At 35.3% G+C, this 23599-nt stretch carries 21 protein-coding genes; 10 read left to right on the forward strand and 11 right to left on the reverse strand.

The genetic code is table 11. The annotated features are described in order from the left end of the window. Window positions 1–105: 105 nt before the first annotated feature. On the reverse strand, window positions 106–891 hold the full coding sequence (locus G3A46_RS00720; protein ID WP_241836845.1) for a DUF4382 domain-containing protein: 786 nt from the start codon (window positions 889–891) through the stop codon (window positions 106–108). A 140-nt stretch (window positions 892–1031) separates the two neighbouring features. On the opposite strand from G3A46_RS00720, the gene G3A46_RS00725 reads away from it, so the two are divergent. Both G3A46_RS00725 and G3A46_RS00730 read left to right on the forward strand, forming a co-directional pair. Then, on the forward strand, window positions 1032–1787 hold the full coding sequence (locus G3A46_RS00725; protein ID WP_165144843.1) for an SDR family NAD(P)-dependent oxidoreductase: 756 nt from the start codon (window positions 1032–1034) through the stop codon (window positions 1785–1787). Between the two features lie 153 nt (window positions 1788–1940). Then, a complete protein-coding gene (locus G3A46_RS00730; RefSeq protein ID WP_165144846.1) occupies window positions 1941–3476 on the forward strand; it encodes a hypothetical protein in 1536 nt (511 codons plus the stop codon). A gap of 2 nt (window positions 3477–3478) precedes the next feature. On the opposite strand, the gene G3A46_RS00735 is transcribed toward G3A46_RS00730, so the two are convergent. Together G3A46_RS00735 and G3A46_RS00740 are read right to left on the reverse strand one after the other, a co-directional pair. Further along, complete coding sequence (locus G3A46_RS00735) at window positions 3479–4111, reverse strand: ribonuclease H family protein (protein WP_165144849.1); 633 nt, start codon at window positions 4109–4111, stop codon at window positions 3479–3481. Then, window positions 4104–4676: a phosphoribosylglycinamide formyltransferase gene (locus G3A46_RS00740; RefSeq protein WP_165144852.1), complete on the reverse strand. Its 573-nt coding sequence runs from the start codon at window positions 4674–4676 to the stop codon at window positions 4104–4106. Before G3A46_RS00740 ends, G3A46_RS00735 begins: the two co-directional genes overlap by 8 nt. A 222-nt stretch (window positions 4677–4898) precedes the next feature. On the opposite strand from G3A46_RS00740, the gene G3A46_RS00745 reads away from it, so the two are divergent. The 5 genes from G3A46_RS00745 (at window position 4899) to pyk (ending at window position 9301) form a co-directional block, all read left to right on the forward strand. Next, the gene (locus tag G3A46_RS00745; RefSeq protein ID WP_014781833.1) at window positions 4899–5132 is read left to right on the forward strand and encodes an acyl carrier protein; all 234 of its coding nucleotides are present in this window, start codon (window positions 4899–4901) and stop codon (window positions 5130–5132) included. 9 nt (window positions 5133–5141) lie between these two features. Further along, window positions 5142–6395 carry a beta-ketoacyl-ACP synthase II gene (fabF, locus tag G3A46_RS00750; RefSeq protein ID WP_165144855.1) on the forward strand — a complete coding sequence of 418 codons (1254 nt, stop codon included), beginning with the start codon at window positions 5142–5144 and terminating at the stop codon, window positions 6393–6395. Continuing rightward, a complete protein-coding gene (rnc, locus tag G3A46_RS00755) occupies window positions 6396–7139 on the forward strand; it encodes a ribonuclease III (RefSeq protein WP_165144858.1) in 744 nt (247 codons plus the stop codon). A 242-nt stretch (window positions 7140–7381) separates the two neighbouring features. Further along, window positions 7382–7873 carry an IPExxxVDY family protein gene (locus G3A46_RS00760; protein ID WP_165144861.1) on the forward strand — a complete coding sequence of 164 codons (492 nt, stop codon included), beginning with the start codon at window positions 7382–7384 and terminating at the stop codon, window positions 7871–7873. Further along, window positions 7874–9301, forward strand: coding sequence for a pyruvate kinase (pyk, locus tag G3A46_RS00765; RefSeq protein WP_165144864.1), 1428 nt, complete (start codon window positions 7874–7876; stop codon window positions 9299–9301). A gap of 62 nt (window positions 9302–9363) precedes the next feature. Here the strand turns inward: pyk and G3A46_RS00770 are convergent, their stop codons facing one another. After that, window positions 9364–10125 (reverse strand): SH3 domain-containing protein, encoded by a 762-nt coding sequence (locus G3A46_RS00770; RefSeq protein ID WP_165144867.1) that lies wholly within the window; start codon window positions 10123–10125, stop codon window positions 9364–9366. Between the two features lie 48 nt (window positions 10126–10173). Then, window positions 10174–11277 (reverse strand): DNA polymerase IV, encoded by a 1104-nt coding sequence (gene dinB, locus G3A46_RS00775; protein ID WP_165144888.1) that lies wholly within the window; start codon window positions 11275–11277, stop codon window positions 10174–10176. 57 nt (window positions 11278–11334) lie between these two features. On the opposite strand from dinB, the gene G3A46_RS00780 reads away from it, so the two are divergent. Then, a complete protein-coding gene (locus G3A46_RS00780) occupies window positions 11335–11982 on the forward strand; it encodes an NAD(P)H-binding protein (protein ID WP_165144891.1) in 648 nt (215 codons plus the stop codon). A gap of 80 nt (window positions 11983–12062) precedes the next feature. Beyond that, the gene (locus G3A46_RS00785; RefSeq protein ID WP_165144894.1) at window positions 12063–12533 is read left to right on the forward strand and encodes a CYTH domain-containing protein; all 471 of its coding nucleotides are present in this window, start codon (window positions 12063–12065) and stop codon (window positions 12531–12533) included. A 67-nt stretch (window positions 12534–12600) separates the two neighbouring features. On the opposite strand, the gene G3A46_RS00790 is transcribed toward G3A46_RS00785, so the two are convergent. From G3A46_RS00790 to G3A46_RS00805, 4 genes are read right to left on the reverse strand one after another with little or no spacing between them, the layout of a single operon-like run. Then, the gene (locus G3A46_RS00790) at window positions 12601–13992 is read right to left on the reverse strand and encodes an efflux transporter outer membrane subunit (protein ID WP_165144897.1); all 1392 of its coding nucleotides are present in this window, start codon (window positions 13990–13992) and stop codon (window positions 12601–12603) included. Between the two features lie 13 nt (window positions 13993–14005). Next, entirely contained in the window at window positions 14006–17149 is a 3144-nt protein-coding gene (locus tag G3A46_RS00795) for an efflux RND transporter permease subunit (protein WP_165144900.1), read from the reverse strand. Window positions 17150–17158: 9 nt separating this feature from the next. Then, entirely contained in the window at window positions 17159–18289 is a 1131-nt protein-coding gene (locus G3A46_RS00800; protein WP_165144903.1) for an efflux RND transporter periplasmic adaptor subunit, read from the reverse strand. 10 nt (window positions 18290–18299) lie between these two features. Next, entirely contained in the window at window positions 18300–18788 is a 489-nt protein-coding gene (locus G3A46_RS00805) for a transcriptional regulator (protein ID WP_241836846.1), read from the reverse strand. 315 nt (window positions 18789–19103) lie between these two features. Here G3A46_RS00805 and G3A46_RS00810 point away from each other — a divergent pair, with 315 nt between their 5' ends. Then, on the forward strand, window positions 19104–20618 hold the full coding sequence (locus G3A46_RS00810) for a T9SS type A sorting domain-containing protein (protein WP_165144906.1): 1515 nt from the start codon (window positions 19104–19106) through the stop codon (window positions 20616–20618). Window positions 20619–20746: 128 nt separating this feature from the next. Here the strand turns inward: G3A46_RS00810 and pbpC are convergent, their stop codons facing one another. Beyond that, on the reverse strand, window positions 20747–23110 hold the full coding sequence (gene pbpC, locus G3A46_RS00815) for a penicillin-binding protein 1C (protein WP_165144909.1): 2364 nt from the start codon (window positions 23108–23110) through the stop codon (window positions 20747–20749). Between the two features lie 124 nt (window positions 23111–23234). Continuing rightward, complete coding sequence (locus G3A46_RS00820; RefSeq protein ID WP_165144912.1) at window positions 23235–23570, reverse strand: GIY-YIG nuclease family protein; 336 nt, start codon at window positions 23568–23570, stop codon at window positions 23235–23237. Window positions 23571–23599 lie beyond the last annotated feature (29 nt).

Consider the following 23599-nt stretch of genomic DNA (forward strand, 5'->3'; position numbering starts at 1 on the left):
TTGTACAATAATTGCTAAAAACGCTGTTAACAATTGGTTAAATTAAAAAAGAGGAAAACTTAAAGTTTTCCCCTTTTGTTAATGCTAAACATCTAATTTCTAGATTTATAAATTAATCACCCCCATATTGGTTACTTCTCCTTGCTCAACAATAACATTTTCAACAACAACAGCCGGAAGGCCTAAAGCTAAATCTGCTTGAATAGTTACAGTATAAACTCCATCAGGAACAGCACTTAACAGAAAATCTCCTTGTGCATTCGCATAAGTTGAAATTTCAATGGGTCCGTTTACTGCAGTTATCATTGTTAAATTACCTGCAGGAAAAATCTTTCCAGAAATTGCTCCACTTTCAGCAACCGATGATGCTCTAATTACAGGTTTTAGACTGTAACCACCATTTCCTTGGGATACAATAGACTTGTCAACATCAAAATCGAGCATGAATTCATACAAAATACCTGGTTCGAAAGTTTCGTTTACTTGAATTTTTAATCCAGATTGTTGTGCGCTTGGAGTTGCCAATGGATGAACTTCTCCATTTACCACTATAGAATTCTCGTCGCCTAAAATCATTCTAATTTGACTAATCTTCCCAGCAGGAACTTCATCATCATACAACAACACATTTACACCAGCAGTTAACTCCAACAAGTCGTAAATACCAGCATTAATGCCTAGTACAACATCTTCTTGTCCACCGTTATATTTAATAACTACTTCTTCAACATCAACAAATACAGCTTCGTAATCACCCGGCGCATCGGTTAATCTTAAGGCCAACTTTGCATTGCCTTCATTAATATTTGGATTAGAATCATCATCGTTGCTGCAAGATGCTAACCCAACAAACAACATTGCTATTAAGCTTAATTTAAAAAGGGATTTCATTTTTATTTTTTTAGAATTAGTTTTACAAACATATTGACATGAATATCAAAATTTTATCTCTTTAGGAATTTTTAACCTTGCTTTTAACCAACTTTAACCTTCCTAAAAACTTATAATTATAACATTAGAAATTCTGAAAAATGCAAAATAAAATAGCTTTTATAACCGGAGCAACTTCTGGAATTGGGATGGCAACAGCTAAACTATTTGCCAAAAACGGCCTTAAATTAATTATCTGCGGAAGGAGAAAAGACAGATTAGAATCTTTAGCGAAGGAGCTTTCCTTATTGACAGAAGTTCACACATTGAGCTTTGATGTTCGCAATAAAGAAGAAGTTATTTCAGAAATAAAGTCACTTCCGAAGAACTTTTCGAACATTGATATATTAATCAATAATGCTGGAAATGCTCACGGATTAGAAAATATAGACGAAGGAAGTATTGACGATTGGGATGCAATGTTAGATATTAATGTGAAGGGATTATTGTACGTTTCAAAATCAATTCTTCCAAATATGATTGAGCGTAAAAGCGGTCACATTATCAACATCGGCAGCACAGCAGGGAAAGAAGTCTATCCTAAAGGAAACGTTTATTGCGCAAGTAAACACGCTGTAGACGCCATAAACCAAGGAATGCGAATCGATTTAAACGGAAAAGGAATTAAAGTTGGTGCTATAAATCCAGGATTAGTAGAAACCGAATTCAGCAAGGTCCGGTTTAAAGGAGATACTGAAAAAGCTGATCAAGTTTACCAAAGATACACACCTTTAAAACCAGAGGATATTGCAGATATTATATGGTTTGCTGTAACACGCCCACCTCATGTAAATATTGCAGATTTAACTGTTATGTGCTTAGACCAAGCTTCATCTACCATAATTAATAAAAACTAAGCCAAAATATTTGGACTAAACCATGCTTATTGAGGATGAATTTTTATTTCTTAAAAAAGATATAAAACTCTGTGTTTAAGAAATTGGATGTTATTTAACAATTCTATACTTTAGAGGATTATTAAAGTCTTGCAAATTTACTAATCCCTCGGCATGAAAATCTCCTCATTTATTTCAATTATTTGCTTTTTTATATTTATTACAACTACTGCACAAGAAGGCGCTCGATTTAAAGAAAACAAAAAAATATTTCTGCACGGAAACTCTGTTCTCATCGGAAATAATATTTTAGGACACCACCCCACCAACCCATTAATGAATACTAAAATTTCTAACGATGAAGTGAATATGAAATATATTGATGTTGACGGCGATCCTTCTACATTTAGTTCAAGTCAGGCAGACATATCAAATTTAAAAAATGGGGCTAGAATTGCACATGCTGCACTTTATTGGTATGGGCTATATCCTTACAAAACAAGTGCTTTACATGAATCAAGAAACAAATTAGTTCACGTAGGAAAAGGCCAAAGAGACACTATTGTAAATTCAATTAAGTTTAAAACTCCAAATGGCACTTATGAAGATGTAGTTGGAGAGGTAGTTTTTGATAGTTATTCATCAAATTTATTTATTGAAAACTCTCCTTATGTATGTTATGCCGATATTACCGAAACGATACAAAACTTAACTTCACGCAATGGCACCTATACTGCAGCAAACATTAAAGCAACTGAAGGTAAGATTTTAGGAGGTGGATCTGCTGGATGGCTATTGTATATTGTTTATGAAGATGAAAATGAAAGCCCTAAATACTTTACTACATATAATGGACTCTCTGAAGTAAGCAACAATGCAGTAACAATAAATTTCAAGAATTTTAAAAGTAAGGAAGAAGGCGACTTTAAAACTACAATAGCGTTAGCTGCTATGGAAGGCGACAGAAATATAAAGTCTGATCAAGTTTCAATATTCAATAAGAAGAAAGGAAGATTTGAAGCACTAAGTACACCGATGAGAGATAAAAAGAATTTCTTTAACAGCTCTATTACTTTAGGCAGCGAAAACTCTTCTAAAAGAAATCCTGCTAGTACAAATACCTTAGGATTCGATTTATTGAAGATGGAAATTCCCAATCCAAAAAACAACCTACTAAACAATTCCACTACAGAGGTAAAGCTTCAGTTTGAAACAAAAAAAGACCGCTACTACATGTTTTTTGCAGCTTTTGAAACTGAAATAAACAAGGAATATTTAGAAGAAAAAACAAGAGAAGCTCAAGATGATAATTCCACAATAGCCTTTACACCCAAAACAACTAGCGCTAACTTAGAAGCAACATCATTAAATAACAAGGCTGAAAAAGAAGTAGGGAGCGAACCCTTAGAACTTTCTGAAGAAGAACTACTGTTAAGAACTTTAAACATCGAATCTGTTAATATCCCTGGTTTAGTTTCTGGCTATTATCTTATTACGAATGTATTTGCAGAATTAGACAATGCTAAAAGCTGGTCAAAATATTTAGCAGAAAAAGGATACACACCTAAAACCTATATTAACCCAGCAAATAATTGGCACTATATATATATCGCTAAAAATAATTCTATACTACCAATTTATGACAAATGGCAAAAAACAAAGGATTTAGAGTACTTTAATAAAATTTGGATACTGAAAATTAACTTATAAGCTTATTTTCGACCAAAATCTGCTGGAATTTCACCCCATGCTTTGGTTTCCCATTTTACTATCGTAGTAGTGTAAGTATTGGTTTTTAGCCAATTTTCTGCTCGAGCAACAAGCTCGAAAAGCTCTTTATTCTTAGCCGTTTGCTTAAGCTTAGTATTACATTTTTTCTTTTTCACCCAACCCATAGCAATTCGCGAGTCACTATATATAATACGATCGCTATTGTTTTTCTTTAAAAAAGCTAGACCATGTACGAGTGCTAAAAACTCTCCTATATTATTTGTTCCCTGTTTAAAAGGCCCTTGATGAAATAATTGTTTTTTGGTTTGTGTATCTACTCCACGATATTCCATAACTCCAGGATTACCACTAGATGCAGCATCTACTGCTATAGAATATAGATTAGGCTCACCAATTTTTTTTAGCTGCTCTTTTGAAAGCGTTTTCTTGGTTGTTTTTCCTTTATAATCTGCATACTCTTTATTATATGCTTTCTGGGCCTCTTCAAAAGACTCAAAACTTTTATATTGAGCTCCTGCAATACCATCAATTGCGCGTTTGCATTTTGCCCAACTGTCAAAAACACCAGTGGGATTACCAAACCAAACTACATAATATTTCTTTTTCTTAGCCATTAAGTAAGATGTCTTCTATTACTTTAGGGAACCATTTATATTCCAAATTATGAACTTTTTCTGCAATTGTATCTACTGTTTCATTCTCAGAAAGGGTAACACTATGCTGTGAAATAATCGCTCCTTCGTCGTAATTTTCGTTAACGTAATGAATAGTTATCCCTGTTTCCTTTTCCTTATTATCCATTACTGCTTTGTGTACAAAACTGCCATACATGCCTTTTCCTCCATATTTCGGAAGTAATGCAGGGTGTATATTTATTACTTTTTCAGGAAAGTTTTTTAGAATAATTTCAGGAAACTTTAAAAGAAAACCTGCCAACACTATTAAGTTAGGGTTTGTTTCTTTTAATATATTTAATACTCCATCTTCAGAAAACAACTCACTTTTACTAAAGCTCATCGCTTGTACATTCAAGCTTTTAGCTTTATCTAATACTTTGGCATCCTTCTTGTTTGAAAGCACCAGAACGACCTCGGCAGATTGGGATCGTTGAAAGTATTTAATTATGTTCTCGGCATTGGTACCATTACCCGACGCAAAAATTACAATTCGTTTCTTCATTTCAGTTTTCCTAAGTTTTTCAGAAGTATTATTTACAAATTAATAACAAAAGTACGGCAATAGGGTTTCACTTCGCCCAAAAATGTTTAAATTGGTTTCCAAATTTTGAACTCGTGTGAAATGGATAAAAATTACTAAATTCACATTTTCAACATTAAATGGTGTTTTCAATTAAAATATTTTATTTTTGCCACTTATAATTAAAATTTAAAATCAAGAATTATGTCAGACATTGCATCAAGAGTAAAAGCTATTATCGTAGACAAATTAGGTGTAGACGAAAATGAAGTTGTTAACGAAGCTAGCTTCACAAACGACTTAGGAGCAGACTCACTAGATACGGTTGAGCTTATAATGGAATTTGAAAAAGAATTTGATATCCAGATTCCAGACGACCAAGCAGAAAACATCGCTACAGTAGGTCAAGCAATTTCCTATATAGAAGCAGCAAAATAAGATTCTTCCATGGAGTTAAAGCGAGTTGTAGTAACAGGATTGGGTGCACTTACCCCTATTGGTAACAATATTCAAGAGTATTGGGATGCCCTTGTGGCTGGTAAAAGCGGCTGCGCCCCTATTACGTATTTTGATCCCGAAAAGTTCAAAACAAAATTCGCTTGCGAACTGAAGAATTTCAACGCATTAGATCATTTTGACAGGAAAGAAGCCCGAAAACTCGATCGTTTTGCCCAATATGCACTTGTATCTTCTGATGAAGCTATAATTGACGCTGGATTAAACCTCGATGAGGTTGATAAATTCCGCGTTGGTGTTATTTGGGGAGCAGGAATTGGCGGGTTAGAAACTTTTCAAAATGAAGTGATAAACTTTGCAGAAGGGGATGGAACGCCGCGTTTCAACCCCTTCTTTATCCCAAAAATGATTGCGGATATTGCACCAGGAAACATTTCTATAAAACACGGCTTTATGGGGCCAAATTATACAACTGTTTCGGCATGTGCATCCTCTGCAAATGCATTAATTGATGCTCTAAACTATATTCGTTTAGGTCATTGTGATGTTATTGTAACTGGTGGAAGTGAAGCAGCAGTAACAATGGCAGGAATGGGTGGATTTAACGCAATGCACGCATTATCAACTCGTAACGAAAGCCCAGAAACGGCTTCACGCCCTTTCGATGCTACTCGTGACGGATTTGTTTTAGGAGAAGGTGCAGGTGCACTTATCTTAGAAGAATACGAACACGCTAAAAAGCGTGGCGCAAAAATTTACGCCGAAGTTGTAGGTGGTGGCATGAGCAGCGATGCTTATCATATGACCGCTCCACATCCAGACGGTATCGGGGTAGAACGAGTGATGTTGAATACGTTACGCGACGCTAATATGAGTCCGAATGACGTAGATACAATAAACACTCACGGTACATCTACTCCACTAGGAGACGTAGCTGAGTTGAAAGCAATTGTAAATGTTTTTGGTGAACACGCTAAAGATATTAATATTAATTCAACTAAGTCTATGACCGGACACCTATTAGGTGCTGCCGGAGCCATTGAGGCTATTGCCTCTATCTTGGCTATGAAACATGGGATTGTTCCACCTACTATAAACCATACTACAGTAGATGAAAATATAGATCCCTCTTTAAACTTAACTTTAAATAAAGCTCAAAAGCGCGAGATTAACGTGGCTATGAGTAATACTTTTGGTTTTGGCGGGCACAACGCTTGTGTGCTCTTTAAAAAAATCGATGCCTAAATGGCTTCTTTTAAAAACATATTTTCTTCCCGTTCTGAAAAGAATGGGGAATTTTCCAATTCTCTAAAAAAAATACTAGGCTTTAGACCGAAGGATATCTCTATTTATGAAACTGCCTTTACGCATCGTTCTACAAATGAAAAAAACGATGATGGGCAACCACAAAATTATGAACGTCTCGAATTTTTGGGGGATGCTATGCTGGGTTCAGTTATAGCTGCACACCTTTTTAAAAAAGTTCCAGATGGCAATGAAGGATATCTTACAAAAATGAGAAGTAAAGTGGTTAGTCGTGAACATTTAAACGAACTAGGCCGCGATTTACAACTTATAAAGTTTCTAAAAACTACAATTCCAACTCAACAGTTTAGCGGAAATATCTACGGAAATGTATTTGAAGCATTAGTTGGTGCAATTTACTTAGACAGAGGATTTAAGTATTGTGAGAAATTTATTCAAAAAAGAGTTATCAAACCTTACGTAGATATTAAAAAACTAGAAGGAAAGGTAATTAGCTACAAAAGTCTTTTTATTGAATGGTGTCAGAAAAATAAAAAGCAGTTCAATTTTGAGACTTATGAAGACAATGGCAAAGATCAATTAAAACATTTTGCCGTTCGATTAAAACTTGACAATGAAGTGATTACGAAAGCAAGAGCCACTTCCAAGAAAAAAGCAGAAGAACGCGCAGCCAAAAGAGCATTCTATAAGCTTAAGATAAAAGTTGACACTGAAAAGCATTAGACTTTTCGACAATTTTCTTTTTAAAATACTTTCTACTACTTATTCTAATCTTACTATTTCTACACTTTTCGTATTTATCTATAATTGGTTTTTATACATTAAAAACTAATACATAATTTAATACGTCGCTGTATAAATAATAACATTGTATTTAAATAAAACAAGGTGTAACTTGCTTATTTTTGTACTTTAATAATCTATTTCTTTAGCAATACTCACTGCTAAACCAAAAATTCAAAAAAATGGCTACCCACAAACTTTTATATGATGATGAAATGGAAGATCCTTTCTCATTAGTGGCTATACATTGCAGTGAAGAGGATTATAAGCTAGCCTATTTGCTAAACCAATTTTTAAACACTAAGTTTAAAAGAAGTAAAAAAGACTTAGATTTTTCATCTGATGGAAAAATAATCTTGTTTCCACTTTATGCTTATGAAGACTTAAAAGAGTACAATAGCTTTTATTTAGTAGCAAATAAGTGCAAAATGATGGAGGCGAGTTTACAAAGTTCGGGAGGCTTATTTTCTGAGTCAGTTTCAGAAAAAGCAACAACTCATTACTTATTACCAGAAATGAAAAATGTAGATTACTTTTTAAAGATTCAAACCGATTATGGAAGTTTTCCGATTGAGTCTTTAATTTCAGAAATCAATAAAATAAAACAAATTATTTCGGCCTATTTTGTAGAAACCGAAAAAATAAAATCTAAGAACAATTTAATTTTTGATTAAATGTTAAACCAAAAAAGAACTAAAATAGTTGCAACACTTGGTCCTGCAACAAATAGTGAAGAGACCATAAAAAGTATGATATTAGAGGGTGTGGATGTTTTTAGAATAAACTTCTCACACGCAGATTACGATACCGTTAAGTCCAATATTGCAACAATCCGTAAACTTTCGGACGAATTAAGTCTTCATGTTGCCATTTTAGGTGACCTTCAAGGCCCTAAACTTCGTGTAGGTGTAATGAAAGAAGAGGTTGTCCTGCAACCAGGAGATGAACTTAGTTTTTGTACTGGTGAAGAATTTGAAGGCACAAAGGAAAAAGTCTATATGAATTACGACAATTTCCCTAAAGATGTTCAAGTTGGAGAACGAGTACTACTTGACGACGGTAAACTTATTTTTGAAGTTTTAAAAACTAATAAGAAAAATGAAGTAAAAGTAAAGGTTATTCAAGGTGGACCTTTACGCTCTAAAAAGGGTGTAAACCTACCAAATACCAAGCTTTCCCTTCCAGCACTTACACCAAAAGACAAAGCTGATGCTGTATTTGCAATAGAGCAACAAGTAGATTGGATTGCACTTTCTTTCGTACGAAATTCAGATGATTTAAAGGAATTACAAGCTCTTATTGAAGCACATTGTGATTATAAAATTCCAATCATCGCAAAAATTGAAAAGCCCGAAGCTGTTAAAAATATTGACCGAATTGTAGCTTATTGCGATGGCTTGATGGTTGCTCGTGGTGATTTAGGAGTAGAAGTTCCAGCTGAAGAAGTACCGCTAATTCAAAAAGAATTGGTTTTAACTGCTAAGCGCGCACGAATTCCTGTTATTATCGCAACCCAAATGATGGAAACAATGATAACATCATTAACACCAACACGTGCAGAGGTAAACGATGTTGCAAACTCTGTAATGGACGGTGCAGATGCGGTGATGCTTTCTGGGGAGACTTCGGTAGGTAATTATCCCGTTGCAGTTATTAAAACAATGGCTAAAATTTTAAAGAGCGTAGAAAATTCCGATTTAATACGCGTACCACAAAATCCGCCACAAGTAAAAACTAACCGCTACATTACCAAATCTATTTGTTACCACGCAGCATTGATGGCAAACGAAATTGAAGCTAAAGCAATTTGTACACTAACAAATAGTGGGTACACTGCTTTTCAAATTTCAGCTTGGCGTCCCTCAGCGTTTATCTTAGCTTTTACTAGCAATAAACGTATTCTTGCTCGACTAAATCTTTTATGGGGCGTAAAAGCGTTCTATTACGATAAATATGTGAGTACAGATGAAACCGTAGAAGATGTAAACAGAATTGCATCGGAAAAAGGATTTGTAACCAAAGGAGAATACTTAATCAACCTTGCGGCGATGCCTATTGTAGATAAAGGAATGGTAAATACATTGCGAGTTTCGCAGGTATAAGGTTTATTATAACAAACAAAAAATGGTCCTCACGGACCATTTTTTGTTTATGTATTCATTTATTAATCGGTAAATTCAACCTTTTCGATTTTCATTCCGTTTGCTTCTTTAGTAATATTTACCGTATACCCAAAACCAGTAGTTTTGTAGTTATACACTATTTTTTTAAGCTCATTTTCTTCACGCGAAATCACTAATTCGCTTATAAAATCGGTTTTCTTTTTATTGTTGTTATGTTGCGTTTCGCTATTTGCACCTTTAGGATTTGGAAAGGCAAATGCCCTTGGAATATTGAAAAGTTGCTGTGCATTAAAAAACCCCTCGTGCCACTTATCTGTAGGTAAAATTATGGTCTCTGTATTTGTGGGCTTGCTTGCCGTTCCGCCAGTGGCTTCAGAATAAATTACTTTTGGGAAATCTTTTTTGAGCTCTTCGGCATAATTTTTTGCAACTGCATTTTCTCCAGGAGGATAAAATTTAGACATGAAGCCATTAAAAGCATACCCTTTTTTGTTGTTAAATTCAACCTCATCCATTGCTCCATCTATCCCACCAACATTCATGGTTGTTTTTCCTTCGGCTTTTAAAATTTTCACTTTTGTACCCAAAGGCATAACAGCCAATTTTGAACTTTGCAAATTTGGAAATTCTCGTAAAGTTAATCCACTTACAGCAGTAACATACATATAATCCGGAGTGGTTTCTACCGGAATAGAATCGGTTACGGCAGCTTGAATTTCTTCGCTGTTTTTTACATCACTTTTACAAGAAAATAATAATGCGAAACCTAAAAAGGCAAAAATAGAGATAGCTACAGTCTTCATAATTTGGAGTTTTTAATTAGTATAAAGGTAAGTAGCTTTTTTACATACTTAAAATTCTAGTTTTAATTGTACATCAATCGATTCGCTTGGGACAGATTTTTTAATTGATACCTCATTGTTTAGGTTCGAAATTGAAATTCCCAACAATCGTACCGACTCTTTCATTTTTTCTTGGAATAACAATTCTTTAACTACTTCTAAAATCAATTCTTTAGACGATATAAACAACGGAACTGTTTTACTGCGAGTTTGTAAAGTGAAATCGCTATACTTAATTTTAAGGGTAATTGTCTTCCCAGCAAGTTTGCGTTTTAGCATTCGTCCTTCCACCTCAGCTGCAATTTCTTCTAGGCGTTCCATCATAAAAATTTCTGATGATATATTTTCTGAAAAAGTATGCTCGGCCGCTAATGATTTTTGCTTTCGGGTAGGCTTCACCATGCTGTTATGTATACCTCGAACAACATTGTAATAATGCTGTCCACTTTTTCCGAAGTGTTCATTTAAATACTCCAAAGATTGATTTTTTAAATCCATTCCTGTGAAAATCCCTAAACGGTACATTTTCTCCTTTGTCACCTTCCCAACACCATAAAACTTTTTTACATCTAGCGTTTCTAGAAATGGAATAACCTCTTCTGGACTTATTGTTTTTTGCCCGTTAGGCTTGTTGATATCACTTGCTATTTTAGCTACAAATTTATTAACTGAAATCCCCGCAGAGGCGTTTAAACCAGTCTTATCCTTAATTTTTTGACGAATTTCAGTCGCTATCATTGTAGCACTCGGGTTTCCTTTTTTGTTTTCAGTAACATCAAGATATGCTTCGTCTAAGGAAAGGGGTTCTACCAAATCGGTATACTCAAAAAATATTTTTCTAATTTGTTTTGAAACTTCTTTATAGCGGTCGAAATTAGTCTTTACAAAAATGAGTTCCGGACATAGTTTTTTTGCCGCTACACTACTCATTGCACTCCGAACTCCAAACTTTCGAGCTTCATAACTTGCTGCACTCACCACTCCTCGTTCCGAACTTCCTCCAACAGCAATTGCCTTGCCTCGCAGCTCTGGATTATCCAACTGCTCTACAGATGCGTAAAATGCATCCATATCGATGTGAATTATTTTACGAACAATTAAAGACTCTTGCATAATGTAAATTTAATACCATCTAACAAGGTATTCAAAACTTGTAGGTATATTTATAGAATGAAAAAAACTGCTATTATTTTAGGAGCAACAGGACTCACTGGAAGTATTTTACTAGAAAAACTTCTGAAGGATGATACTTATGATAAAATTAAATTATTCTCTCGTAGTTCCGTGGGAATAAATTCACCTAAAATCGAAGAGTATATTATAGATATGTTTCAGTTAGAAAATAATTCTGAAATCTTTAAAGCCGATGTTGTTTTCTGTTGTATTGGAACCACAAAATCTAAAACGCCCAATAAAGATACTTATAAAAAGATAGACTATGGGATTCCTGTTGCTGCTGCAAAGCTTGCAAAACAAAACGATATTAAAACATTTATCGTTATTTCAGCATTAGGTGCCTCAGAAAATAGTAGTGTTTTTTACAATAAGACTAAAGGAGAAATGCAACGTGATATTTTACTCCAGAAAATTGAAAACACATACATTTTACAACCTTCCTTGATTGTTGGAAATAGAAATGAATCTCGGTTTGGAGAAAATCTAGCAGAGGCTTTTATGAAGGTTTTTGGATTTTTAATTCCTGCGAAATACAAAATGATAGAAGCCGAAACAATTGCTGAAGCCATGCGTATTTTATCGAAAGATGGTTATTCTGAAAAAATAATTACTTCTGAAAAAATTAAAGAAATTGTAGGCTAAAAATGTCTTTTCGAGCAGAGTCGAGGACTACTAAGAGGTTTCGACTGCGCTCAACCTGACAACATAATGTAGAAATAAACATGAAAGAAATAGAACGTAAATTCTTAACTACTTCCGAAGCTTTTAAAAAAGAAGCTCATAAGCGCACACGAATTGCACAAGGGTTTTTAAACACACATCCTGAACGTACTGTCCGCATCCGATTAAAGGGAGATAACGGGTATATTACTATAAAAGGCAAGTCCAATAAATCAGGATTGTCTCGCTTTGAATGGGAAAAGCAAATTTCTTTAAATGAAGCTAAAGAATTGCTTCTACTTTGTGAGAAAGGTATAATTGAAAAAACTCGTTACGAAGTTTCAGTAGGGGATCACATTTTTGAAATCGATGAGTTTATGGGAGAAAATGAAGGGTTAGTTATGGCTGAAGTAGAACTTAATTCAGAAGATGAAGTTTTTACTAAACCTGAATGGTTAGGAAAAGAAGTTACAGGCGATATCAGATATTACAACTCACAATTGAGTTTAAATCCTTTCAAAAATTGGAAATAAAAAAACTGCCCTAGCAATAAATACTAGGACAGTTAATCAACTAACCAACCAAATCAAAAAAAAACTTTTATCTCCATCCACCACCAAGGGCTTCGTATAAATCAACAATTGCTTGTAAACGATTATTTTTTGCTGCTACTAAATCTAAACTAGAACCTAATGCACGTTCTTGAGCGGTTAAAACCTCTAAGTAAGTGCCCATTCCATTATCTAATAATTCCTCTGAGTACTCAGTAGCTAAATTATAGGCTTCGTTTTCACGTTCTTTAATTGAAATCTTTTCTGTTGCAGCTTCGATAGAATACATTGCATCAGAAACTTCCTTTCCAGCTATAAGAAGTGCATATTTAAAGTTCAACAAAGCTTGTTCTTGTCTTGCTTGTGAAACTTCATATTGCGTCTTAATCTTACGCCCGTTAAAAATTGGCTGCGTCAACCCACCTACAACACTTGCAAATAATGAATTCACATTAAAAAGTTTATCAAGATCCAAACTTTGGAAACCACCGTTAGCACTTAATGTAAGTGAAGGATAAAAACTACTTCTTGCAACATTTGTAAGTTCAAAAGCATTTACCAAACCATATTCAGCTGCTATCACATCTGGTCTATTACTTAACAATTGTGAAGGAACTCCTGTTTCTAGTGGAATTTCAATACTTTGATTATCTAAGGTACCTCTAGTAATTTGTTGAGGAGAACTTCCTAATAAAATAGATAAGGTATTTTCTACTAACCTACTTTGATTTTTCAGGTCTACCAGTATAGCTTGAGCCGTATATAACTGAGCTTCCGTTTGTTTCACTCCAGCTTCATTACCAATACCTGCATCCTTAAGAGCAATAGTGGTTTCAACTCCTTCAGTTCGAGCACTAATTGTTTCTTCGGTTACTCTAATCTGTTCGTCAATAGCTAAAAGCTGATAATATGTAGCTGCAATATTTGCCACCAATCTACTTTTTACTGCTTGGTGAGCAGCTACGGTTTGCAAATAAGTAGCATCAGAAGCACGCTTAGTACTTCTAATTTTTCCCCAAATATCTGCTTCCCATGAAAGTCCGCCAGATACCTCAAATTGATCTACTGAAGAGCTTTGACCAGGAAATCTACTTGATTCTGAAAGTTCCTGATGAACAACTCTAGCAGTACCATTCAATGTTGGGAAATATCCTGCTTTACCTTGTTTTACATAAGCCTCTGCTATTGCAATTTGCTGTAATGCAATACGGATATCCATATTATTATTAAGCCCTTCTTCTATATAACCTTGAAGTATCGGATCTGTAAAAATCTCTTTCCAAGACACTGTTGCCATAGATAAACTATCCTGAGGCAAGTTTTCAGTACGGAAATTATCAGATTCCACCACTGATTCAGGTCTGCTGTATTCTTTCGCTACAAAACAAGATTGAAGCGTTAAGAAAGCCATTGCAATTGCAATTCCTTTTAAAAATTTCATAGTATGATTTCTTTTATTTTTCATCTTGAACTTCAACTTCAAATGTATCTGGGGTTTTATTCATTTTATCTTGTATCCATTGGAAAAAGATATATAGAATAGGAATTACAAATACTCCGAATATAGTTCCAATTAATAATCCACCTACTGCTCCTGTTCCAATTGCATTGTTACCACGTGCTCCAATACCTGTAGCAAAAACTAACGGTAAAAGTCCAACGATAAAGGCAAACGATGTCATCAAAATAGGTCTAAGTCTAGACTTTGCACCTTCAAATGCAGCAGTCATACGCGAAAGTCCTGTTCTACGTCTTTGAAGCGCAAACTCAACAATCAGAATCGCGTTTTTCGCTAATAATCCAATAAGCATTATAAGTGCAATTTGGAAGTAAACGTTGTTCTCCAATCCTGAAAACTTTGTAACTATATATGCTCCAAAAACACCCACTGGCACAGAGAATATTACTGAGAATGGAATTAAGAAGCTTTCGTATTGTGCTGCTAGAATGAAATACACAAATAGTAAAACAAGAATGAAAATAAATGTAGTTTGACTACCTGCTGAAATCTCCTCACGAGTAAGTCCAGAGAAAGCTACAGTATATTCCTGTGGCAAGTTTTGACTTACTTCTTGAACTGCTTTAATAGCATCTCCTGAAGAGTATCCAGGCGCCGCTGCACCGTTCACACTTGCAGAGTTAAACAGGTTAAATCTAGTTACCGATTGAGGTCCATATACTCTTTCTAACGTGATGAACTCTGTAATTGGAGCCATTTCACCTTGTGAGTTACGTACGAATATCTGATTCAAACTTTCAACAGACGTTCTATCTTCTGGTAATGCTTGTACAAACACACGATACTGCTTTCCGTATCTAGAGAAATCGGCTGCGTAAATACTTCCTATATATCCTTGTAGGGTTGTAAGAATTGAACTCACGCTAATCCCAGCTTCTTTAGTTTTAGAAATATCAACATCTATTTCGTATTGCGGATAATCTGTATTAAAAGAAGACTGCGCATACATAATTTCTGGTCTCTGCATTAGTTCTTGCAGATAGTTTTGAGTAGCAATACTAAGGTCGTTAAAACTACCCCCAGTTCTATCTAAAACTTTCATTTCAAAACCTGAAGAGATACCGAATCCTGGTACACTTGGAGGTTGGAAAAATAGAATTTTAGCATCTGGAATAGTTGCGGCAACACCAAAAAGTTTTCCGGTAATTGCTTCTACCGATCTTTCATCATCTTCTCTTTCAGACCAATTATCTAATTTAATGAAACCAATCCCGTAGTTACTTCCTGAACCACTAATAATACTAAATCCATTTACTAACGAGATATCTCTAATTCCAGGAATATCTTTAATTTTTTCTTGTAATTCTTTAGTAACTCCAACTGTTCTGTCTAATGAAGCACCTGCAGGAAGTTCCACGTTTGCGAAAATAAGCCCTCTATCCTCATCAGGAACGAAACCTGTAGGAGTAGTATTAGAAGCCCAAACGATTCCTACTACACAAATAATTAAGAAGACAACACTAATCCATTTGTGCCTATATAAAAATCCTAAAGATCTCATATATCTATCAGTTGTAACAGCAAATGCAGTGTTGAACTTGCTAAAGAAACGCCCTAATAGATTTTTCTTTTTAACTTCTTCATCGTGAGTTTTAAGGAATATAGCACATAATGCAGGACTTAATGTCAATGCGTTTACTGCCGAAATTACAATGGCCACAATAAGCGTAACACCAAACTGTTCATAGAATACCCCAGTAGGTCCTGTAATAAAAGTTACTGGAATAAATACTGCTGCCATTACTAAGGTAATTGAGATAATAGCCCCAGTAATTTCATCCATTGCTGAGTGAGTTGCTTTTAATGCTGTTTCTGCTCCTTCTTCAAGTTTAGCATGCACCGCTTCCACAACTACAATAGCATCATCCACTACAATTCCAATTGCTAGTACGAGTGCAAATAATGTTAACAGGTTAATTGAATACCCAAACATATTTAGGAAAAAGAAGGTACCTACAATAGAAACCGGCACCGCAATAGCAGGAATTAAAGTTGAACGGAAATCCTGTAAGAAAATAAACACTACTAAGAACACCAATAAGAATGCTTCTATAAGTGTTGTTATTACTTTACTAATCGAAGCTTCCAAAAACTCGTTAGAGTCAAAGTTAACTATATGCTTAACTCCTTTTGGGAAGTCTTTTTCCATAACCTCAAACTTCTCGTGCACAGTACGGATAATCTCCTGAGCATTAGAACCTGCTGTTTGATAGATAGCCATACTCACCCCTGGATTACCATTGGTGAATGATATAGATCCGTAGTTTTGAGCATCTAATTCAACCTCAGCAACATCTTTAAGAGTAAGGAACTTTCCATTTCCTAACGACTTAATTACAATTTCTTCATATTGAGAAGCTTCTTTGTATCTACCGCTATAGGTTAAAACATATTCAAAAGATTCTGCATTGTTTTGTCCTAAAGACCCTGCTGCAGCTTCTCTACTTTGCTCTCTAATAGCAGCAGTAATATCTGCTGGCTCTAGATTATAAGCAGCTAATTTTTCTGGTTTTAACCAAATACGCATTGCGTAATCTTTACCTCCAAATACGTTTACACCCCCAACTCCATTAATCCTTTTCAGTTCTGGGAGTACATTAATATTTAAATAGTTTTGGATATAAGTACCATCATAGTCTTCATTTTCAGAATAAACTGTAATGAACATTAAGGCACTAGTTTGTTGTTTTTGCGTAATTACCCCAGATTGGGTTACCTCTGATGGTAATAATGAAGTAGCACGTGCCACACGGTTTTGTACGTTTACCGCAGCAATGTCTGGATCTACGTCTTGGTCAAAAAACACGTTTATACTTGCACTACCGTTGTTACTTGCTGTTGAAGTGATGTAAGTCATCCCTTCTACCCCGTTAATCTGTTCCTCAATAGGAACAATCACACTTTCAAGTACTGTCGCAGCGTTCGCACCAGGATAGTTGGCAGAAACCTGTACCGTAGGTGGAGCAATTTCTGGATACTGAGTGGTAGGTAGCGTTGTAATACCTAAAACCCCCAATATTAATATGATAATGGAAACGACACTAGATAGAACAGGTCGTTCAATAAATTTCTTGATCATAGTTTCTTCTTATTTGAATACTTTTTCTAATCCTTTTGCAATACTGTCAAAATCTGCTGGCTGTGCAATAATTGGCGATTGGTCTCTAAGCTTTCCAACTCCTTTTGCAACAACTTTATCACCTGGATTTATACCGTCTTTTACAATCACTAAGTTGTCAACACGATCTAAAATATTAATAGCACTTGTAGTAGCTAAAGTATCTCCTTGTACTTTATAAACGTATGTGATCCCTTGTCTTTCATATGTAGCAGATGCAGGAACAACTGTTGCATTTTCATATGTATTTGGAAGTTGAATTCTTCCACTGTAACCGCTAGAAAGCAACCTATTTGGATTGTCAAAAACAGCTCTAAATGAAACTGTACCCGTAGAAGGGTTTACTTGAGAATTAATGGTTTCTACAGTTCCTTCTTGATCATATAATGTACCGTTAGCCAAAATCAAACGAACTTTCGGCAGGTTCTTTATTTTATCTTCAAGAGTTTTTCCTTCATTCTTTTCGATAAAATCTAAATAAGCTTTTTCATTTAATGAAAAGAATGCATATATCTTATCTATATCGGCTACAGTTGTTAATGGCACTTGAGAAGATGGGCTTATTAAAGCTCCTTCTCTAAAAGGAATAGAACCTACATAACCATCTACTGGACTTTTAATGGTAGCATAACCAATATTTGCTGAGATAGAGTTATAAGCACTTTGTGCTTGAGCTAATTTAGCTTTAGCTGTTTCAAGTTGAACACCGCTTATAATGTTCTTCTCAACTAGTGGCTTTAGCTTATTTACTTCAACTTGAGCTGCGTTAACATTAGCTCTTGCAGCAGCGGCATCCTGACTTAAAGATTGAGTTTCCAATCTAAAAAGTGTTTGTCCTTTTCTTACTTTTTGTCCTTCATCTACTAAAACATGAGTTATATAACCAGAAGTTTTAGCGCGCACTTCACTATTAATTATACCTTCTAAACTTGTAGGATACGTAGCATAAGCTGTAACGGTTTGTGAAGGAACTGTAACTACAGGAAATGGAAGTGCCTGTGGAGCTCTTTGGTTTTGACTTTGATCATTACCACAACTGGCAAAAAACAAGCAAAGCCCTACTAAACCAGGAAGCAAATAAGTAAATTGTATTTTTTTCATCTTTGTATAATTAGTCGTTTTTATGGTTTTCAATTAGTTTTGTACGTAAATTTATCATCATGCTAGAAGCCTGATTTAAATAGTTTAAATATTCATGGTGAAAGTTTATATCAAACTTCTCTTCTGAATCTTCTGGAAAACTTTTATTCATATCCGATTTATAGTCAATAATCTCTAAATGAATATCACGTTCCTCATTCCAACTACTTATCATCTCATCCATAGACTGCACCCAAGCGTTTGGACTTAGAATAAAGTACTTTTTACGATCACCTGTTTTGGTGTAATACGTAATTCGATGAGAAGCTTGCAAAGTAGTAAGATGAGTAAAAATTGTGCTTTTACTCGCTTTAAGTTCACATACTAAGTTTTCAAAAGTCTCACCTTTCTTACCTTTTAAAATTAGGCTAGCAAGAATTCGAGCCGCTAAAGGAGCTAATTGCTCCTTGTGCTCCAAATGCACACCCATTCTCTCTATTAATTTATCTTTTTTACTCAAAATATTTTTTAAATAAGAGTGCAAAGATATGATTGGTTCGCAAAACACCGAACTAAACAGAGTTTAAATTTTTGTTAAAGTTATTTTGAATAAAATAGCCACTATTTAGATAGTATAAAATTCAAAGTTTAAAGATTAATAATTTAAAAAATTATGAGGTATTTTATTTATATAATTCGATTTAACATAAAACTCTATAAATACCATAAATACAAGACATACAACTCTTATTCTCAATACGTTAAAACCCTGATTTTCCTTAAAAAATCCACGAATAATTAATAATTTCACGCGATAATTATTAATCCCTATACAATGAACAAATTTTACTTACTAATTCTATTTATGGTAGCTACTATAGCTACAAATGCACAATCTGGTGTAGTAGACGAATCTTTTGGAAACAATGGTTTTGTTAACACAGTGATTAATGGCACATACAATGTTGCACGTGCTACTGTGGTTCAACCAGATGGAAAAATTATTGTGGTTGGCCAAGCTGGCGAACCTGCAACTTACATTGCTGTCGCTACTCGATTTAACACAGACGGATCAATCGATACTTCTTTTGGAGAAGATGGAAAAGCACTTATGCCTGTAGGTAGTGCAAAATCATTCGCTACAGATGTAGCCCTTCAAGCAGATGGAAAAATCGTTATGAGCGGATACACTTGGGATAATGTTTCAGGTGATATTTTTGCAATACGCCTAAACACAGATGGAACTTTCGACAGTTCTTTTGGAACAAATGGAGTATCACTTGTTGATAATGATACTGATGTTTCAGAAGCTGTGACTATTCAAGACGATGGTAAAATATTGGTTGGTGGATACACTAATGATAACTTCACCGTTGCTAGATTTAATACTGACGGAACTTTAGATGCTACATTTGGTTCAAATGGTTGGTCTATTGTAAATTTTGTTAATGCCCCAAGCTTCGTGAAGGATCTGAAAGTTCAAAACGATGGAAAAATTGTACTTGGTGGTTCTATAATTAACAACCAGAACGTTTTTGAAATGGCTCTTGCTAGATTAAATAGTGATGGAAGCTTAGACAATACTTTTGGAACCGAAGGAAAGGTTTCATTTAATATCGGAAATGGAAACGATTTTACTGAAGCTATTGCTATACAAGAAGATGGAAAAATCCTTTTAGGAGGCCATAAATGGATTAGCAACATAGGACTAAAACACGATTTGGCAGTAGTTCGTCTAAATGAAGATGGAACTTTTGACAATAGCTTTGGAGATAACGGTGTATCTACAGCACGTTTAGAAGATGGTCCTAATTATTCAGACGATATTGTATTACAGGACGATGGTAAAGTAATCATTGCTGGATATACTATTCGCGGAACTGAATATAACCTTGCAATGGCTCGTTTTGACACTAATGGAAACTTAGACAGTACTTTCGGAGTTGATGGTATGGTAAGTACAGATTTTAATCAGCGTGAAGATTACGGTACAGCAATCACACTTCAGCCAGACAATAAAATTATCCTTGCTGGTTACTCTTACGCTCCAACAGGAGGTTCTGAAGTAATCGTTGTACGTTACGACAACGTGGTTTTAAGTACTGAAGATTTTCAGAATGTTAAATTCAACTTATTTCCTAACCCAGCAAACAGCCAAATTACTGTTCAGTTAAGCGATGCTTCTACAAGCTACAAACTTGAAATCTACGACGTTTCAGGTAAAAAAGTTTACGCTTCAGAAATTCAAAACACAGCTAACATTAATGTTTCAGATTTTGCTTCTGGAGCATATTTAGTGAAACTAACTTCTGACAACAACTCAAGCGTTGTTCGATTTGTTAAGAAATAATATTTAAAAAAGGACCTAGGACTAAAAGACGTAGGACATAAGACAGCGTAGATTTCAAAAAGGTTTTATTAATGTAAATCCATTTTGTCCTACGTCTTAAGTCCTATTGTCTTAAGTCCTTTTTTTATTTATTGAAGTGTTTTAATTTGGACCCCCTCTTTCAACTCATTCCCCTCGCTATCTACAACTGTTAGAATATAATTTCCTGGTTTTGGGGAAATAGCCAACTCGTGAAACGTTTCCGTTTTCCCGATATATTTTGAATCTAAATACCAATAAACTATATTTTCTGATGATCGGTGCGCAAGTTTAAAAATTACTTCGTTTATATTTTCATCAAAGTTCTTCGGAAGTAACACTGTTTCATTTTTCTTCGGATATATAAAAGCCATCAACTTTTCACCATCCTGTCTACAATTAGGCGCAAAAGGCGGCAAAGGATGGTATTCTGGATGAAGGGACGCGTAAAAATATTCCATAACCGGCGGTAGCACAAACCAATTCTTTTGAACCATTTCTGAAAGGGAATAACACGAAGAGTTTACTCTATAACTTTCTGAAGTATTCAAGAAAACAGTTTGATGATACGGACAAGCCTCGGTTCTCGCACCGTTTTTCGAAATCCATTCCTTCTTTATTTCGTCACAAAAAAGTCCAACGAGATGACCGCTTTTTGAACAAATTTCAACCTCAACTAATTCGTCATACGGAATACTAAACCAACCGCTTTGTGACAAAACATTCAAAACATCGAACAAAATGGGAGCCGCAGCTTGAATTCCCGTTAAACCTGGACGCCCTTCGCCGTCGGCATTTCCAACCCAAACGCCTATTGCATATTTTGGGGTAACCCCAACAGCCCAGGCATCTTTAAAACCGTAACTCGTTCCTGTTTTCCAAGCCAGCGGCTGACTGCTTGTAAAAAACTCCCAGTTTTCTTCACCGCTGGGGCGGTTCACTTTTTGCATTGCATCGAAGGTTTCATAAATTGCTCCAGCATTCCAAACCGACGGATTTTGCTGAATTTTTCCGAAGTCAATTTCCTTGTGATTTTTCACATAAACGGGTTCCACAAATTCATTTTTTCGGTATTCGCTGGAAGAAGTGTTAAAGAAATTTAAGGTTGAAGCCATTCCTGCATACGCTTTTGTAATATCCCACAAACTGCTTTCTGCACCGCCTAAAATCATAGACAAACCATAATAATCAGCAGATTTATTTACAGACTTTTGATTCATTTTTCCTAGAATATTATAAAATCGATGCAATCCGTAATCGCGTAACATTCTAACTGAAGGAATATTTAAGGAGCGTGAAAGTGCGACGCTCGCTGGAACAGCCCCGTTAAATTGCTTGTCGAAATTTTCAGGTGTATATCCATTCACTGAAGTAGGAACATCGGCCACTAAAGTATTCGAAAGAATCTCACCAGCATCTAGCATTGAAGCAAATAGAAATGGTTTTAAAATACTACCCGTGCTTCGTGGTTTTTCAATAACATCTACATAATTATTGTGTTCTTTTGTAGTTGGTGAATTGCCCACATAGCCCAAAACTTCACGTGTATTCACATCCATCACCAAAACAGCAACATTTTGAATTTGATTCTGACTCAACAAAAAATGATGCTCTTTTACAATATTATTTAGCTTTTGCTGAAGTGAAAAATCAATGGTTGTTTCAATTCGTCTTCCTGGATGCTCTTTTCGAATTTTCTCAGTTAAATGCGATGCAAATTCGGGCAACGGCATCGGCTTTCCAGGTAGTTTTTCGTCCAATGCCAATTGATACGTGGTTTCATCAATCACTCCTTTTTTGAAAAGTTTTAATAATAAAGCATCTCTTTTTTTCTTTAAAATCTCTTCGTTTTTCCCGGGAAAAATAAGGGATGGCGCATTCGGAAGCACCGCCAAAGCCGCGGATTGCCCCCAGCTCAATTCGCTTGCAGGAATCCCGAAATAGCGCCAGGACGCAGTTTCTAATCCAACTACGTTTCCGCCAAAAGGCGCATACGAAGCATATAAATTCAGAATCGATTTCTTTTTAAAACCTGCTTCCAAACGCGTGGCTTGAAAGATTTCAATTAATTTTTCAAAATAAGTTCGTCCTTTATTTTGTCGGGAAAGACGGATTACTTGTTGAGTAATTGTACTCCCACCGCGACGGGAATCGGTAGTAAGATTGTTATAAAGTGCTTTTGAAATAGAAACCGGATTAAAACCGGGATGCCAGTAAAAATGCTCATCTTCAAAGTAAAGAATACATTTTTCAAACCGTTCCGGCACCGAATCCATTTGCGGAAATCGCCATTGCCCATCGTCTGCAATTCGTGCGCCCAGCATTTGCCCGCTGCTGCTTTCGGCAACGGTTGCGGTGGGAACCTCAAATAATGGCGAGGGAAGGCAGAAGAGCCAAACCACGAATAAAACTAACGCGATGCTGAGTTTTATTTTGTGGGTTTTAAAATGCTTTTTTAAAGTTGTTCTTTTCAATTTTAATTCCTAAAATCAATTATGTAGACAAATGTCAGTCTGAGCTTGTCGAAGACTCGTGTGTTGCGCTTCGACAAGCTCAGACTGACATTTATATTTCAATTTATTATGAGGTTTTCGAATGTCAGTCTGAGCCTGTCGAAGACGGGTTTCTCTTATCAGGATGCCCGTATTCAGTATAATTTTTTGAAAATTCTATTAAATCTTGCCAATTCTCTTCAATCAATGCAGTTTTCTTTCTTCGTGACCAACCTTTTATCTGTTTTTCAATCCTTATTGCTTCCGTTGGATTTGTACATTGTAAGTGCCATTTTAGCACTACTGGTCTCCTTTTAAAAGTATAGCAATCTTTTTTTATTCCTTCATTATGCTGCACAAGTCTGCGTTCTAAATCATTTGTCATTCCTGTGTAATAGGAATTATCGGAGCATTGAAGGATATATGTGAAATAGAATTTCATATATTTTAATTAATCATAAAACGCTTCGA

The organism is Aequorivita sp. KMM 9714 (assembly GCF_011065475.1).
In the GTDB taxonomy this organism is placed as follows: domain Bacteria; phylum Bacteroidota; class Bacteroidia; order Flavobacteriales; family Flavobacteriaceae; genus Aequorivita; species Aequorivita sinensis.

Excerpts from the sequence above, each read along its gene's own strand:
- G3A46_RS00785 (WP_165144894.1), top strand. The coding sequence starts at position 12,063 with ATGAAAGAAATAGAACGTAAATTCTTAACTACTTCCGAAGCTTTTAAA.
- G3A46_RS00720 (WP_241836845.1), bottom strand. The coding sequence starts at position 891 with ATGAAATCCCTTTTTAAATTAAGCTTAATAGCAATGTTGTTTGTTGGG.
- G3A46_RS00770 (WP_165144867.1), bottom strand. The coding sequence starts at position 10,125 with ATGAAGACTGTAGCTATCTCTATTTTTGCCTTTTTAGGTTTCGCATTA.
- G3A46_RS00740 (WP_165144852.1), bottom strand. The coding sequence starts at position 4,676 with ATGAAGAAACGAATTGTAATTTTTGCGTCGGGTAATGGTACCAATGCC.
- dinB (WP_165144888.1), bottom strand. The coding sequence starts at position 11,277 with ATGCAAGAGTCTTTAATTGTTCGTAAAATAATTCACATCGATATGGAT.
- rnc (WP_165144858.1), top strand. The coding sequence starts at position 6,396 with ATGGCTTCTTTTAAAAACATATTTTCTTCCCGTTCTGAAAAGAATGGG.
- G3A46_RS00820 (WP_165144912.1), bottom strand. The coding sequence starts at position 23,570 with ATGAAATTCTATTTCACATATATCCTTCAATGCTCCGATAATTCCTAT.
- fabF (WP_165144855.1), top strand. The coding sequence starts at position 5,142 with ATGGAGTTAAAGCGAGTTGTAGTAACAGGATTGGGTGCACTTACCCCT.
- G3A46_RS00730 (WP_165144846.1), top strand. The coding sequence starts at position 1,941 with ATGAAAATCTCCTCATTTATTTCAATTATTTGCTTTTTTATATTTATT.
- G3A46_RS00810 (WP_165144906.1), top strand. The coding sequence starts at position 19,104 with ATGAACAAATTTTACTTACTAATTCTATTTATGGTAGCTACTATAGCT.
- G3A46_RS00790 (WP_165144897.1), bottom strand. The coding sequence starts at position 13,992 with ATGAAATTTTTAAAAGGAATTGCAATTGCAATGGCTTTCTTAACGCTT.
- G3A46_RS00735 (WP_165144849.1), bottom strand. The coding sequence starts at position 4,111 with ATGGCTAAGAAAAAGAAATATTATGTAGTTTGGTTTGGTAATCCCACT.
- G3A46_RS00795 (WP_165144900.1), bottom strand. The coding sequence starts at position 17,149 with ATGATCAAGAAATTTATTGAACGACCTGTTCTATCTAGTGTCGTTTCC.
- G3A46_RS00725 (WP_165144843.1), top strand. The coding sequence starts at position 1,032 with ATGCAAAATAAAATAGCTTTTATAACCGGAGCAACTTCTGGAATTGGG.
- G3A46_RS00780 (WP_165144891.1), top strand. The coding sequence starts at position 11,335 with ATGAAAAAAACTGCTATTATTTTAGGAGCAACAGGACTCACTGGAAGT.
- G3A46_RS00745 (WP_014781833.1), top strand. The coding sequence starts at position 4,899 with ATGTCAGACATTGCATCAAGAGTAAAAGCTATTATCGTAGACAAATTA.
- G3A46_RS00800 (WP_165144903.1), bottom strand. The coding sequence starts at position 18,289 with ATGAAAAAAATACAATTTACTTATTTGCTTCCTGGTTTAGTAGGGCTT.
- pyk (WP_165144864.1), top strand. The coding sequence starts at position 7,874 with ATGTTAAACCAAAAAAGAACTAAAATAGTTGCAACACTTGGTCCTGCA.
- G3A46_RS00760 (WP_165144861.1), top strand. The coding sequence starts at position 7,382 with ATGGCTACCCACAAACTTTTATATGATGATGAAATGGAAGATCCTTTC.